Origin of the sequence: Labedella endophytica, from assembly GCF_003990045.1 — a bacterium.
Lineage (GTDB): Bacteria > Actinomycetota > Actinomycetes > Actinomycetales > Microbacteriaceae > Labedella > Labedella endophytica.
Genome location: NZ_RZGZ01000002.1, coordinates 460,255 through 473,631, shown reverse-complemented (window position 1 = coordinate 473,631; position 13,377 = coordinate 460,255). Strand labels below are relative to the sequence as shown.

General features: G+C 68.6%; 12 protein-coding genes and 1 tRNA gene. 5 read left to right on the top strand and 8 right to left on the bottom strand.

Features of this window, described 5'->3' with window-relative positions; all coding sequences use genetic code 11:
- Window positions 1–23: 23 nt before the first annotated feature.
- Window positions 24–644 carry a TetR/AcrR family transcriptional regulator gene (locus tag ELQ94_RS05770; protein WP_127048106.1) on the bottom strand — a complete coding sequence of 207 codons (621 nt, stop codon included), beginning with the start codon at window positions 642–644 and terminating at the stop codon, window positions 24–26.
- A gap of 114 nt (window positions 645–758) precedes the next feature.
- Between ELQ94_RS05770 and ELQ94_RS05765 the strand changes: the two genes are divergently transcribed.
- Entirely contained in the window at window positions 759–1,499 is a 741-nt protein-coding gene (locus tag ELQ94_RS05765) for an SDR family NAD(P)-dependent oxidoreductase (protein ID WP_127048104.1), read from the top strand.
- Between the two features lie 285 nt (window positions 1,500–1,784).
- On the opposite strand, the gene ELQ94_RS05760 is transcribed toward ELQ94_RS05765, so the two are convergent.
- Window positions 1,785–2,414 (bottom strand): hypothetical protein, encoded by a 630-nt coding sequence (locus ELQ94_RS05760; RefSeq protein WP_127048102.1) that lies wholly within the window; start codon window positions 2,412–2,414, stop codon window positions 1,785–1,787.
- A 134-nt stretch (window positions 2,415–2,548) separates the two neighbouring features.
- Here ELQ94_RS05760 and ELQ94_RS05755 point away from each other — a divergent pair.
- Window positions 2,549–2,622: transfer RNA gene (locus ELQ94_RS05755), tRNA-Pro, on the top strand.
- Between the two features lie 341 nt (window positions 2,623–2,963).
- Here ELQ94_RS05755 and ELQ94_RS05750 read toward each other — a convergent pair.
- Genes ELQ94_RS05750 through ELQ94_RS05740 form a run of 3 tightly spaced genes read right to left on the bottom strand, consistent with a single transcriptional unit; the run spans window position 2,964 to window position 6,125 of the window.
- Window positions 2,964–4,514, bottom strand: a complete 1,551-nt coding sequence (locus ELQ94_RS05750) for a tripartite tricarboxylate transporter permease (RefSeq protein WP_127048100.1) — start codon at window positions 4,512–4,514, stop codon at window positions 2,964–2,966.
- A 1-nt stretch (window position 4,515) separates the two neighbouring features.
- Window positions 4,516–5,106, bottom strand: a complete 591-nt coding sequence (locus ELQ94_RS05745) for a tripartite tricarboxylate transporter TctB family protein (protein ID WP_127048098.1) — start codon at window positions 5,104–5,106, stop codon at window positions 4,516–4,518.
- On the bottom strand, window positions 5,103–6,125 hold the full coding sequence (locus tag ELQ94_RS05740; protein ID WP_127048096.1) for a tripartite tricarboxylate transporter substrate binding protein: 1,023 nt from the start codon (window positions 6,123–6,125) through the stop codon (window positions 5,103–5,105). Before ELQ94_RS05740 ends, ELQ94_RS05745 begins: the two co-directional genes overlap by 4 nt.
- A gap of 151 nt (window positions 6,126–6,276) precedes the next feature.
- On the opposite strand from ELQ94_RS05740, the gene ELQ94_RS05735 reads away from it, so the two are divergent.
- The 3 genes from ELQ94_RS05735 (at window position 6,277) to ELQ94_RS05725 (ending at window position 9,734) form a co-directional block, all read left to right on the top strand.
- Entirely contained in the window at window positions 6,277–7,554 is a 1,278-nt protein-coding gene (locus ELQ94_RS05735; protein ID WP_243696885.1) for a sensor histidine kinase, read from the top strand.
- Window positions 7,551–8,288, top strand: coding sequence for a response regulator (locus ELQ94_RS05730; protein ID WP_127048094.1), 738 nt, complete (start codon window positions 7,551–7,553; stop codon window positions 8,286–8,288). Before ELQ94_RS05735 ends, ELQ94_RS05730 begins: the two co-directional genes overlap by 4 nt.
- 234 nt (window positions 8,289–8,522) lie before the next feature.
- A complete protein-coding gene (locus tag ELQ94_RS05725) occupies window positions 8,523–9,734 on the top strand; it encodes an MFS transporter (RefSeq protein WP_127048092.1) in 1,212 nt (403 codons plus the stop codon).
- Window positions 9,735–9,747: 13 nt separating this feature from the next.
- On the opposite strand, the gene ELQ94_RS05720 is transcribed toward ELQ94_RS05725, so the two are convergent.
- The 3 genes from ELQ94_RS05720 to ELQ94_RS05710 all read right to left on the bottom strand — a co-directional run bounded on the left by ELQ94_RS05720 (window position 9,748) and on the right by ELQ94_RS05710 (window position 13,298).
- Window positions 9,748–10,644, bottom strand: a complete 897-nt coding sequence (locus tag ELQ94_RS05720; protein WP_127048090.1) for a helix-turn-helix transcriptional regulator — start codon at window positions 10,642–10,644, stop codon at window positions 9,748–9,750.
- A gap of 88 nt (window positions 10,645–10,732) precedes the next feature.
- Window positions 10,733–11,719 carry an oxidoreductase gene (locus ELQ94_RS05715; protein WP_208007563.1) on the bottom strand — a complete coding sequence of 329 codons (987 nt, stop codon included), beginning with the start codon at window positions 11,717–11,719 and terminating at the stop codon, window positions 10,733–10,735.
- 52 nt (window positions 11,720–11,771) lie between these two features.
- A complete protein-coding gene (locus ELQ94_RS05710; RefSeq protein ID WP_208007561.1) occupies window positions 11,772–13,298 on the bottom strand; it encodes an alanine/glycine:cation symporter family protein in 1,527 nt (508 codons plus the stop codon).
- Window positions 13,299–13,377 lie beyond the last annotated feature (79 nt).

Here is a 13,377-nt window from a genome sequence, read left to right as displayed (position 1 = left end):
GCGACGATGGCTGAGGGAATCAATCACTGGCCGTCGGCGGCGATCTGCTCGAGGACCTGTGTTGCGCTGAGCGGCCACCACGTCGGCAGGAGGACGACGTAGAGCGCGGCGAAGGCGGCGAGGTCCCGGGGGGCCGGGGTCGCGAGCCACGCGTCGATCGCACCGACCGTTCCGTCCGCGACGAAACGAGCGGCTGCCACGTCTCGGAAACACGTGTCGAGACCGGGGATGTCGGGAGGCGTGATCGCTCCGCTCTGGAAGAGCGTGAGCACGCTCTGGCGGAAGTGTGCGCTCAGCATGCCGTGGAGGGCCGTCGATTCCGCGCTCCCGAGAGCGCGGGAGTAGATGGCCGCGTGGGCATCCGCGTGTCGGAGCACGTCGAGGGTCGTGTGCCTCACCGCTGTGCGGGTGTCGGGGTGCGCGCCCGGGGTCAGGTGACGATCCCGGATCGCGTCGAGTTCGTCGCGGAGCACCATGCGGAGCAGCTCGAGCGGTGACGCCGCGTGCTCGTAGACCGTGGAGCGGTTGACACCCGCGGCCTGAGCGATGGACACCATCGAGACCGCCTCGATGCCGTCGCGTTCGGCGAGTTCGAGGACGGCGGCGGAGAGTTTGTCGCGGCTGCGTCGTGCGCGGGCGTCCATTCACCGAGTCTATGCTGGAAAATGGAACCGACAGATGTCGGATAGTGCTCCGACGGCCCCGTCGATTCGTTTCCCGCGAGAGCCGCCGGACGGAGACAGTAAGGAAGACACACCATGAATCGCTTCGAGAACAAGGTCGCCCTGATCACCGGTGGCGCGAGCGGGATCGGCCGATCCACGGCGCTGCGCCTCGCGAGCGAGGGAGCCGCCATCGCCGTCGCCGACATCCAGGACGAGAAGGCCGCGACCGTGGTCGAGGAGATCACGGCCGCCGGCGGTCGCGGCGTGGCCATCCACCTCGACGTGACCGTGGAGTCCGAGTGGAACGCGGCCATCGCGGCGACGCTCGACGCGTTCGGTCGCCTCGACGTGCTCGTCAACAACGCCGGCATCGGCGACCTGCTCCCCATCGAGGAGACGACGCTCGAGGGCTACGAGAAGGTCATCTCGATCACGTCCACGAGCGTGTTCCTCGGCCAGAAGGCCGCGAGCGCCGCGCTCCACGCGGACGGCGGAGGATCGGTCGTCAACGTCTCCTCGATGTTCGGCATCGTCGGTGGTTTCGGCGGCGGCCCCGGATACGCGGCCGCGAAGGGCGCCGTGCGCACCCTCACGAAGAACACGGCCCTCGGCTGGGCGACCGCCGGCGTGCGCGTCAACTCGGTCCACCCCGGCTTCATCGACACCCCGATCCTCGGCGAGACGGACCGCTCGATGCTCGTCGACACCACACCCATGGGCCGCATCGGCCAGCCCGAGGAGATCGCCTCCGCGATCGCGTTCCTCGCGAGCGACGACGCCTCCTTCGTGACGGGCGCGGAGCTCGTCGTCGACGGCGGGTACGTCGCGCGCTGACGCTCCCGCTGGGTCTCTCCAGGTTTTGCGCACGCAATTGCCCGCCGCGGGTGAAATTCCACCCGCGGCGGGCAATTGCGTGCGCGCCTACTGTCGTGCGGCGCCCGCGGCGCCCGTTGCGGCTGCTAGAACTGCTCCCGGCGCCCGCGGGCAGGTTTCCGGCTGAAGCGCTGCAGCTTCTGCGCATCGCGCGGCAGGTTCTGGTGGGCGCTGCAGCAATGTCTGCAGCGCTCACCATAAGTTGCAGCGCGAGGCGGGATGTGACGGAGTGATTGAGCGGGGTGCTCAGTAGGACGAGGCGACCGCGAGTCCGACGGAGAGGACGAGCAGGCCGAGCATGAGGACGATGATGGCGCCGAAGAAGCACAGGATGCCGATCGCGACGCCCTTCCCGTTCGCCTTCGTGGTCCCCGGTGCGCCGATGTCGCCGGGGAAGTAGGCCTGGGCCGGCGCGGTGTACTCGAGGTGCGGCTGCTGACGCGGGTCGAGGGTCGTAGCGGCCTTGCCGTACTCCCACAGATAGTTGACGTGGCACTGCACGTACACGGGTCGGCCGGCCGGCACCGTGTAGTTCAGTCGCGTCCACCCGGCGGAGTAGGCGAAGCCGTCGATCGTCACGGTGGGCTGCAGCCACGTCCACCCGTACCAGGGCGGCTGCTTCAGGTCGATCGTGAGGGTGCGCCACGATGTCGGCTGACCCTGCGGCTGGTGGGGCGTCGGCTGAGCCTGCTGCTGTGGGTAGCCGGGCTGGACCGGAGCGGACGGGTGCGCGAACTGCGGCTGCTGGCCGGGGTGCTGCTGCGGCGCGTAGGGATTCTGTTGCGCGGGTTGCTGCTGCGGCGGGCGCGGGTACTGCTGCGGCGGATACGGCTGGTAGGCGTTCGGCTGCGGCTCGTACGATCCGGGGGAGGTCATGGTCCACAGCCTAGGGACGGCGGAGGCGATCGGGCAGAGGCAGCGCTCCCCATCTTCGGGGGCGATCCGGCACCGGCGCGTGTCCGCGGGAGGGCCCCGCGTCCGCTACGATGGACGAGTTGTCTTCACGACAACGGGCTGTGGCGCAGCTTGGTAGCGCACTTGACTGGGGGTCAAGGGGTCGCAGGTTCAAATCCTGTCAGCCCGACAATGAGGCTCGATGAGACGGACGTCTTATCGGGCCTTCGTCGTTGAGGGAGCAGAGGGCGAGCATCCCACCCGCAGCACGGCCACCGCGATCACGGCGGCGCGTGTTCGTGCTCGTCCTGCACCGAGACCAGTCGTGTTTCTCGACTCGCTCATGACTCAACGCTTTCCAAGCGCGACGCCGTGCCTCGTGGGCGTGACCGCTCGACAGTGGACAGATCCGTGAGCTGCCGGATACGTCGCACCCTCGCGGCGCTCCTCAGCTCCCGCCGACGCGAAGACGGTGAGCCCTCGGCGACAGCGGTTGCCACGGTGGCAGGAAGGCGACGTTCGTGCTCGCTCTCATCGACCGGACGACGCCCGCTCCCGCTCCCCATCGTGCTCGGGCAGCGCGCGAGCCCGCCTGCGGGCCAGGAACCGGCTACGGAGGGAGATGGCGAGCACGAGTGCGAGCAGGAGGTAGAGCACGATCGGGATGGGACCGGCGACGAGGACGGAGAAGTCGCCGTTGGCGCTCATCGCAGCGTCACGGAGGCTGGTCTCGGCGAGGGGGCCGAGAACCATCCCGATGATGAGCGGCGCGATCGGGAAGTCCAGAGCGCGCATGAGGAAACCGAGCAACCCGATGCCGAGCAGCAGGAGCAGGTCGAACGTCGATCCGGATGTGGCGTAGATCCCGAGCCCGCAGAACACCGTGATGCCGGCGTAGAGGTATGGGCGGGGGATGAGCAGCAGCTTGGCCCACAGCATCGCGAACGGCAGGTTCAGGATCAGGAGTACCACCATGGCGATGAAGAAGCTGGCGAGCAGCGACCAGACGAGGTCGGGAGCGCGGTCGAAGAGCAGGGGGCCGGGCTGGAGCCCGTACTGACGGAATGCGGCCAGCATGATGGCCGCGGTGGCGGAGATGGGCAGACCGAGTGCGAGGAGCGCGCCCATCGCCATGCTGGTGGTCGAGTTTCCTGCGGCCTCTGGCGCGGCGAGGCCTCTGATCGCACCCCGGCCGAATTGCGGGTCCGTGCGTCGTGCATCCAGACGCTTCTCGAGCCCGAAGGCGAGGAAGGTCGGGATCTCCGATCCACCCGCAGGAACGACTCCGAAGGGCAGCCCGATGGCCGTGCCGCGCAACCAGGCCGGCGTCGCCTCGACGAATTCCTTCCGGCTGAGCCACGGACGGCCCGACGGTGCGATGAGGCGCTTGCCGGAGGTGTGTCGCGCCAGCGAGGCGACGTAGATCACCTCGCCGAGTGCGAGCAGCCCGACGGTCACGGTGACCAGGGAGATGCCGTCGAATAGGTTCGGCGAGTCCATCGTGAAGCGAGGCGCTCCGGAGACGCCATCGACGCCGATGACGGCGATGCCGAGCCCGATGAACAGAGCGGTGAGCCCCTTCACGACGTTGTCGGTCACGATCGAGGAGGTCGCGGCGAAGGCGAACACCGCGAGGGCGAAGAACTCCGCCGGGCCGAATCTGCTGGAGAAGTCGGCGAGGACGGGCGCGAGGAACACGACGGCGATCGAGGCGATGAATCCGCCGATGAAAGCGCCGATCGCCGCGGTGGCGAGTGCCTGTGCGGCTCGCCCGTTCAGGGCCATCTTGTGACCCTCGAACGTCGACGCGATCGCCGACGCCTGCCCCGGCGTATTCATCAGGATCCCCATCGTGGAATCGCCGAAGAGTCCGCCGAAGTACACCCCCGCGAACATGATGAACGCCGCGGTGGGCTCGAGGGAGAAGGTGACAGGAAGCAGGAGAGCGACGGCCATGGAGGACCCCAGACCGGGGAGGACGCCGACGGCGGTGCCCAGGAGGCATCCGATCAGCACCCACAGGAGGTTTGCCGGGGTCAGGGCGTTGAGGAATCCCTCGCCGAGGAGCTGCAGGGTATCCATGTCAGATCCCCCCGAGGATGCCGGACGGAAGAGGCAACCCGAGCACCATGCTGAACCCGATGTAGGCGAGCGAACTCATCGTGAGACCGACGAGGAGACTGTTGACGGGCTTGTCGGAGCCGAACCCACGCGCGACGCACCAGAACAGCAGGCTCGCGGAGATGACCCAGCCGAGCACCTGGAGAACCAGCGCGAAGCCGACGAACGAGCCGACGACCCACGCCAACGAGCGCACATCGACGCGGACGGAGCGGCCGGCGGGTGCGTCGTCGTCGTTCTCGGCCGCGAGCAGATCCTCCTCGTAGTCCTGGGGAAGCGCGCGTATCTCGCGGATCGCTGAGACTGCGAGCAGCGCGGCGAAAGCGTACAGGCCGGCGGCCACGATGGCCGGGAAGAACTGAGGGCCGGGGAAGTCGGTGGCGGCGGGCACCCTCATGGTGAGGATACCGACGAGCAGGTACGTAGCGAAGGCCGCCACGATGACCGGCATCGTCAGTCCTTTGAGGAGAGCCGATAGTCCCGGACCGGACACGAGGCGCAGGCGGTCGCCGATGACGGCTGATGCCGCGGTCGGGTTGGGGGGAAAAGTCACAGTCCCATCTCCTTGTACAGCGCGCGGATGCGCGTCTCCTCGTCGTCGAGGAATGTCGTGAGCTCGTCGTCGACGATGATGCGTTCGGTCCAGTGATAGCGGCTGATCGCGTCCTGCCACTCCGGAGTCTCGACGCTCTCCAGGATGAGCTGCCTCAGGGCATCGACGTCGGAGTCGGAGAGTTCGGCTGGAGCCGCGAGCATGCGCCAGTTCGTCAGAGAGACGTCGAAGCCCTGCTCGGCGGCCGTGGGAATGTCGATACCGCTGATCGGCTCCTGGGCGACGAGGGCCAGCGCCCGCAGCCGCCCCGCCTCGATCTGGTCGATGTTGTCGGGGTAGCCTCCCGCGGCCGCGCCAGCCGTGCCGTTGAGGAGTGCCTGGATCGCCTCGCCGCCGCCATCGGAGGAGATGTACGTGGTGTCGAGGGGATCGATGCCGGCCGCGAGCGCGAGATCCGTGACCACGAGCTGGTCGAACGACCCGCCACCGGTCCACGGCAGGGCCTTCGGGTCCTCCTTCCAGGCGGTCACCAGGTCGTCGAGCGTCTCGTATGGCGAGTCCGCGGGCACGACGATCACGTCGTACTCCTCCACGACGACCGCGAGCGGCGTGACGTCTGCGAGGGTCGCTGCCGAGTCGAACTGGATCGTCGCGGCGAGCAGACCCGTTCCGCCGACGAGGAGGTTATTCGGCTGCCCGTTCAGGACCGAGACGTTGCCGAGCGCAATGGTGCCTCCAGCGCCCGGCATGTTGACGACCTGCACGTTGTTGACGAGTCCGTTCGCCTTCTGCGCCTGTTGCAGCTCCCGGGCCACACCGTCCCATCCGCCGCCCGCTGCCGCCGGGGCGATGATCGTCATGGAGGCGCTGATGTCCTGACCGTTCGCAGCGGAACCGACCGACCCGACCACGGCGATCGTCACCGCCGACGCGGCGACCACGCTGCCGATGAGGCGGCCGATCAGGGTGCGCGCGGGACTCTTCGCCCGTCGCCGAGTCTCTTCTGGATGCATCGTCATCGCTACTCCATCTCCGCGGACATCGTTGTCGCCGCAAGATCGATCTAGGATGTCAGCGGGCACGCGGGGATCGTCGTCGTCGACGGGTTGTTCTCTTAAATGCACACCGCGGGCGGCTCGCAGACGTCCGCCGACGTACCGAGGGGTGGACATGGCGATTCGGGCCAGCTCGAGAGCGGTTCGGCTCGTGCTGCTCGTACTCCCGTCGGTGATCACACTGGCAGCGCTGAGCGCGACAGCCGCTGTCGCGTTGTCGCTGCAGACCAGCAGCATCCGATCCGCCACCGCCGACCGCGTGCAGACCGTGGCGTCGAGTCTCGCCGACCTGCACGAGGTACGCGTGACGCTCGAATCGGTCACCGGCGCGGGGACACCGGGTGACCTCGCCGACGCGGACGATCTCGCCCAGGCGACGGCGACGCTCCAACCGATAGCCGAACTCGTCGGCGAGGCGGCGGGGGTCTACTACGTGGTCGTCACGGACGACGAAGGTGTGCGGATCACCCATCCGCTCGTGTCCCAGCGCGGGGTGCAGGTCTCGACGACGAACGCGTCCGTGCTGGCTGGAAATCGGTTCCTCGGCACCGAGACAGGGTCCTCGGGATCGTCACTGCGCGCCAAGGTGCCCGTGCGGTCGGACGATGGGGAGGTCGTCGGCATGGTGGCGGTGGGCGTGCTCGAAGCCGACATCGCGGCGCAGAGCAACGCCGCGTTGACGCACCTGCTGCCGTGGGTCGTGGGCGCGCTCATCGTGGGCACGCTGGCCAGTTCGTTCCTCACGGCCACGGTGGAGCGCCGATTCCGCGTTCTGGACGGCCTGTCCGCCGAGCACGAGCAGATGCGGCGGACGTCGGCTGCTCTTCGCGAGCAGTCCCATGAGTTCCATACCCGGCTGCACGTGGTGCACGGTCTGGTCTCTCGCGGTGATCCCCAGGAAGCACTCGACTACATCGAGAACGTCGTGACCGTGGAGGAACCCCGAGCGGACGGCGTCTCGCGACCGGGTTCGGCTGCGCTTCGGGATGCGGCGGTGCACGCGGTGCGGGCGGAGTTGCTCGACCTGGGCGCTCAGGTGGAGTTCGATCTCCACCCGGACGTCCCCTTCGACGATGGGGTGGTCACGGTGGTGACGAACCTCTGCCGGAATGCGGGGGAGGCGGGCGCGGTCCGAGTGCGCTGCACACTCACCAGCCAGGGCGGGCGCGTGTCCGGCCGGGTCGACGACGACGGCCCCGGCATCGACGATCGCGCTGCGACGCGCATCTTCGCCCGGGGATTCTCCACGAAGGCCGATTCGGCGGGGTGGGGCAGAGGCATCGGGCTGGACCTCGTCCGACGCGTCGTGACCTCGCGCGACGGCACGATCGAGGTCGGCGCGTCCCCGCTCGGTGGGACCCGGTTCACGTTCGAGATGGCGGTCGCGGGATGAGTGATCCCATCAGAGTCCTCGTCGTCGACGACGATCGTGGTGCCCGCGGCCTGCACTGCGGATATGTGGCCGAGACTCCGGGCTTCGCTGTCGCCGGAACCTCATCTACCGGCGAGGAAGCCCTGGCACAGATCTCTCGAGGCGTGGACCTGATCCTGCTCGACATGCGCCTCCCCGATATCAGCGGGATCGAAGTACTGCACCGACTCCGCACGTTGGGGGAGGGGGGACCCGACGTGTTGGTGATCAGCTCGTCGCGGGATCAGACCACCGTCCGCCAGGCGTTGGCCGCCCATGTCGTCGGGTACCTTTCGAAGCCGTTCACACGCGCTGCACTTCAGGATCGACTGCAGACGTATCGCGAGAACCGGTCCCGATTCGTCGACATGTCGCACGAGAGACCCCTGGGGCAAGGCGAGATCGACCGGTTGCTCGCCAGCGGGGGGATCGTCGTGAAGGGGCCGAGCACCGATCGGACGGTTCGGCTGCCGAAAGGCCTCGCGGAGCCGACTCTCGCTCGAGTGCTCGATGTACTCGATCCCGTCACCCCGCAGTCGACGCGCCAGGTCGCGGCAGCCTGCGGGTTGTCCCAGCCCACGGCTCACCGCTACCTCGCGCACCTCGTCGACGCCGGAGTCATCGACCGGTCGCACCGCTACGGACGCCAAGGCCGGCCCCAGGTGCTCTACCGTCTCGCACCGTCCGCCCCGCCGCAGTCCGGCCAGGCCCGCTAGACCCGCCGCGCGACCGCCGTCGACATCCCCATCCCCGGTGTCTTACGAGCCCTTTGCCGAGGTGCTCGCCCTCGAGTGCGGAAGACCTCCGACCCTGATCCCTCTGCCCCGACATGCAGGAGGAGAGAAGTCCCGGCACGCGAGTGCGCACCGTTCGCGAACGCCCGGACGAACGGTCACCCCCTCCGGACGCTCGGTCGGGTGCACACCCACCGCACCCGCGAGTCTCGAAGAATGACGGACACCGCAAACCTGCCAGCGATCGAACCCGAGATCGCCGAACGACCATCGCGCCTGCCCTATGCGGCGCTCGTGACGATGATGCTCATGGCTTTCCTCCTCGTGACGGCCGAGTTCCTACCCAACGGCATGCTCATCGAGATGGCCGAGGACCTCGGCATCACACCGGGGCAGGCCGGGCAGACCGTCACCGTCACGGCTCTCGTGGGCCTGATCGTCGCTCCGACGGTGGGGCTCATGTTCCCCCGCCTCGACCGACGGACGCTCTTCGTCTGGACGGCGGCCGCCACGGGAGTGTCGAGCATCCTTGTCGCCGTCGCGCCGAACCTCTTCCTGATCCTGCTCGCCAGGGTCCTGCTCGGCGCGGCGATCAGCACGTTCTGGACGATGTCGATCACGGTCGCCGCCCGCCTCGCGGGGCCGGAACGGCTCGGCCGCGCCGTGATGTTCACCACCGCCGGCATGTCGCTCGCGACCGTCGCCGGCGTGCCCCTCGGCGTGCTGCTCGGTGAGCTCGTCGACTGGCGATGGGTGTTCCTCATCGTCGGCATCATCTCGGCTCTCCTCGCCGTGCCTCTGCGTGCGCTGTTGCCGCGCGTTCCCGCGGCGGCGACGTCGAGCCCGCGGTTCCTGCTCGCGACGCTGCGCCTGCCGGGCGTCGGCGCCGGACTCGCCGGGCACCTGCTCGTGGTGCTCGGCCACTTCCTCGCCTACACCTACATCCGGTTGGCGCTCGAACGTGTGGAGGGCGTGGACGCCGGCACCGTCGTGCTGCTCCTGGCCCTGTTCGGAGCGGGCGGGTTCCTCGGGAACGTCGTCATCGGCGCCGTGATCGACCGCACGTTCGTCTTCTTCGGCGTGTTCGCTCCGGCGACGATCGCGGTGACGGCGCTCGTGATCGTGGCGTTCCCCGGCGCCATGGTCGCCGTCGGCGCCGCCGTGTTCGTGTGGGGCTTCTTCTTCGCCTCGTGGTTGATCATCGTGAACACGTGGGTCGGCCACCGCATGCCCGACCGCCTCGAAGCGGGCGGCGGGCTCACCGTGGTGGGCTTCCAACTCGGCATCGTGATCGCGGCCGGCTTCGGCGGGCTGCTCATCGACGCCGTCGGCGTGACCGTCGACTACGTGCTGGCCGCGGTGCTCCTCGCGGTGGGCGCTGTCCTGTTCGGTCTCGCCAACCGAGGCAGGGCCCGCGCCCGGATGTGAACGACGGACTGAGTCAGCTCGCGACCTCGTCGCGGTGGCGTGCCCGCCACTGCGACGGGGCCGTCCCCGTGTGGCGGCGGAACGCGCGGCTGAAGCCTTCGTCCGAGGTGTAACCGAGCTCGCGGGACGTCTCCGACACCGAATGGCCCGCGCCGAGCATCGTCTTGGCGCGGGCCATCCGCACGCCGGTCACGAAACTCGCGGGCGACTGCCCGAATTCGGAGCGGAAACGCTCGGCGAAGACCGAACGCGACATCGCGCCGAGGCTCGCGAGCGTATCGACGGTCCACTCGTGCCCGGGCTCGTCGATCACCGCGGCCGCGACGCGTTCGAGGAACGGGTCCTGCGCCCGGCGCGGCCAGCCGTGCGGCGCGCATGTCGAGTGGGCCCACGCGCGGATGACGGCGAGCAGCACGGCCGTGACCATCGTGCGGCAGATGATGGAGTCGCCGAGGCGGACACCCTCCTCGTCGACGGGGCACGTACCGAGCTCGGCGGCCAACGCTGCGGCCGCCGGCTCGAGTGCGGCGAAGCCCCCGACGAGGACAAGCGACGGGAGGGGGAGGGCGGCCCTCGGCCAGTCGAGGTCCATCTGCACGGTCACGATGCGTGCGCCGGACTCGGAGTGGAGAACGGAAGGCTGATGCCCGGCGCTCACGATCGCATCTCCCGCCAGCAGCGTGCGGGAGCCGTCGACCCGTGAGGCGGTACCCGCCTCGACGTCCAGGTCGCAGGCCAGCGTGTCCCGCGGGTCGGCGCTGATCTCGCCCTCGACGACATAGATCAGCGTGACGTGGCCGGGGACGAGCGGATGCAGGCCGCCCGCTCCGAGTACGGAACGTCGTGCCGGCCCCGTCCGCACGGAGAGGGACGAGAGGACGTCGTCGAGCGCCGCGGGGTCGAAGGTCATGTCCGCTGCAACGGCCGCCCGATCGCGGCTATTCCGTGCCGTGCTCGGCGGCGACGGAGAAATCGACGGAGACGGCCGACCCCGATGCTCAGGCGGTGCCGAACGGGTCGAGTCCGGTGGCCGAGACCGACAGATCCCACAACCGGTCGGCCGCATCGGTGTCGATGGCCCACTCCTTGACCCCACCCGAGGTGGCGTCGGAGTGGTCGGCGGGAACGACGCCCTTGAGGGAGGAATCCTCGGCGTAGACGCCGCCCCGGGTGACCAGCTCGGGAGCGGTGGCCGCCCACAGTCCCGTCGCCGCGCCCTCGGCCGGCGTCTTGAAGAGCGGGTTCGGTGTGCCGTCGGCGTCCACCCAGCCGCGCTGCACGAGTTCCTCGCGAGGCATGTGGCGCTGCAGATCGGTCATGATGCCCCCCGGGTGCACGGAGTAGGCGTGGACGCCCCGGCCGGCTGCCCGCGCATCGAGGCCGACGGCGAAGAGCGCGTTCGCCGACTTCGCCTGGCCGTAGGAGACCCACGGATCGTACGGCGTGGATTCGAAGTTGATGTCGTCGAAGCGGACGGGGGAGCGGTAGTGCCCGACCGAGGAATAGGACACCACCCGCGCGCCCTCCAAAAGCAACGACGCGACGCCACCCACGAGGGCGAAATGCCCGAGGTGGTTGGTGCCGAACTGCGACTCCCATCCCTGCGGCGTGCGGCCCTCGGGAGTCGCCATGATGCCCGCGACGTTGATCACGAGGTCGATCAGCGCCCCGGCATCGCGGACCCCGGCCGTGAAGGTGGCGACCGATTCGAGGTCGCCGAGGTCCATCGCGGCCACCTCCACGCCGGCGACCTCGTCGAGCGCAGCGCGGGCGACGTCGACCCGGCGAGCGGGCACGATCACGCGGACGCCGGCCCCGCTGAGCGCCTTCACCGTCTCGAGGCCCAGCCCGGAGTACCCGCCGGTCACGATGGCGCTCCGGCCGTGCAGGTCGTGGCCCACGATGACCTCCGCGGCGGTCGAGCGGTACCCGAACGATGTCGCGAGGGGCTGTTGGCGGGTGATCATGTCGGAAGTCGTCGTCATACGACGACGCTACGCTCCTCGCACTGCGGTCAGGGTTCCCGCGCCCCCGCTCCTACCGGCGCTTGCTCTTCGCCTTCGCCTTCGTCGCCCTGCCCGCGCCCGCATCGGTGTCCACGTCGGCGTCCTCCCACGCGGTGGCGTCCAGGTCGAGGTCGGCGAACTTCGACGGGTCGAAGACCGGCTTGTCGATGCCCGACTTCAATTGGTCGGTGTAGTCCTTCACGATGCGCAGTGCTGTGGGCAGCAGCATGAGGATCGCCGTGAGGTTGGCCAGAGCGAGCAGCCCCATGAGCGGGTCGGAGAAGAAGAAGACCGCGGTCGCTCCCGGCGCGATCGCACCCATGAGCACGATGGCGATGACGGCCAGACGCAGGACGTGGGTGGCGATCTTGCTCGGGGTGAGCTCCCGCAGAGCGGTCTCGCCGAGGTAGTAGTTGTACATGATCGAACTGAAGGAGAACAGCAGGATCGCGAAGGTGAGCACGTAGAGCGTCCAACTGCCGAGACTGTCCGCCAGAGCATTCTGGGTGAGCACGATGCCGTCGATCTCTTCGGTACCCGGCTGGTAGACGCCGCTCAGCAGGATCATGAACGCCGTCGCCGAGCAGATGAGGATGGTGTCGACGAACACCGACAACATCTGGGTGATGCCCTGGCTGACGGGGTGCTTGACGTAGGCGGTGGCCGCGACGTTCGGGGCCGAACCGAGTCCGGCCTCGTTCGAGAAAAGACCGCGTCGGAGACCATTGGCGATCGCAGCCCCGATCCCTCCGGCGACGGCGGACTCGAACCCGAATGCGTTGGCGACGATGGTCCCGATCATGGCCGGCACCTCCGTGACGTTGACCGCGATGACGATGAGGGCCAGGAGGAGGTAGACGAACGCCATGACGGGCACGATCACGTCGGCGACCTTCGCGATGCGCTGGATGCTGCCGTAGACGATGAACCCGGCGATCGCGGCCATCACGATTCCGGTGATCCACCGGTCGATGCCGAGGCTGTTCTCGGCGGCCCCGGCGATCGTGTTGGCCTGGAAGGCGTTGAAGCCGAGGGCGAAGGACAACAGGAGGCAGACCGCGTAGATCACGACGAGCCAGTTGAAACTCTTGCCGAGCCCGTGCCGGATGTAGGTGGCCGGTCCCCCGCGGAAGGACCCGTCGGGCATGCGGCGCTTGTAGGCCTGGGCGAGGGTCGATTCGATCAGGCTCGTCGCCATGCCGACCAATGCGATCGCCCACATCCAGAAGACGGCACCCGGGCCGCCGAGGGTGATCGCCACGGCGACACCGGCGATGTTGCCGCCGCCGACGCGCCCACCGATCGAGACGACGAGGGCTTGCCTGGCGCTGATCTGGTCGGGATCGGCGACCTTCTCGCCTCCTCCGATCACCCGCCACATGCGGCCGAAGTAGCGCAACTGGATGAACTTCGTCGACACCGTGAAGATGATGCCGAAGACCACCAGCATGGGGATGAGAGCCCATCCCCAGGTGAAGGCATCGATCTGGAGGAAGAAGTCTTGCAGGAGCGCGTAGAGGTCCATCGTGGTCAACTTCCAGTCGGGGATCAGAGGCACCTTCGGATGACGGAACTGTAGGCGGATTCCCAGGAGCCGCGCAAGTCGAGGCCATTCCTCCGTCTCCCGGTCGAAATCT

Bases quoted from the DNA above. Each gene is read 5' to 3' on its own strand.
- ELQ94_RS05770 (WP_127048106.1), bottom strand. From the start codon at position 644: ATGGACGCCCGCGCACGACGCAGCCGCGACAAACTCTCCGCCGCCGTC.
- ELQ94_RS05730 (WP_127048094.1), top strand. From the start codon at position 7,551: ATGAGTGATCCCATCAGAGTCCTCGTCGTCGACGACGATCGTGGTGCC.
- ELQ94_RS05740 (WP_127048096.1), bottom strand. From the start codon at position 6,125: ATGACGATGCATCCAGAAGAGACTCGGCGACGGGCGAAGAGTCCCGCG.
- ELQ94_RS05715 (WP_208007563.1), bottom strand. From the start codon at position 11,719: ATGACGACGACTTCCGACATGATCACCCGCCAACAGCCCCTCGCGACA.
- ELQ94_RS05735 (WP_243696885.1), top strand. From the start codon at position 6,277: ATGGCGATTCGGGCCAGCTCGAGAGCGGTTCGGCTCGTGCTGCTCGTA.
- ELQ94_RS05760 (WP_127048102.1), bottom strand. From the start codon at position 2,414: ATGACCTCCCCCGGATCGTACGAGCCGCAGCCGAACGCCTACCAGCCG.
- ELQ94_RS05750 (WP_127048100.1), bottom strand. From the start codon at position 4,514: ATGGATACCCTGCAGCTCCTCGGCGAGGGATTCCTCAACGCCCTGACC.
- ELQ94_RS05765 (WP_127048104.1), top strand. From the start codon at position 759: ATGAATCGCTTCGAGAACAAGGTCGCCCTGATCACCGGTGGCGCGAGC.
- ELQ94_RS05720 (WP_127048090.1), bottom strand. From the start codon at position 10,644: ATGACCTTCGACCCCGCGGCGCTCGACGACGTCCTCTCGTCCCTCTCC.
- ELQ94_RS05725 (WP_127048092.1), top strand. From the start codon at position 8,523: ATGACGGACACCGCAAACCTGCCAGCGATCGAACCCGAGATCGCCGAA.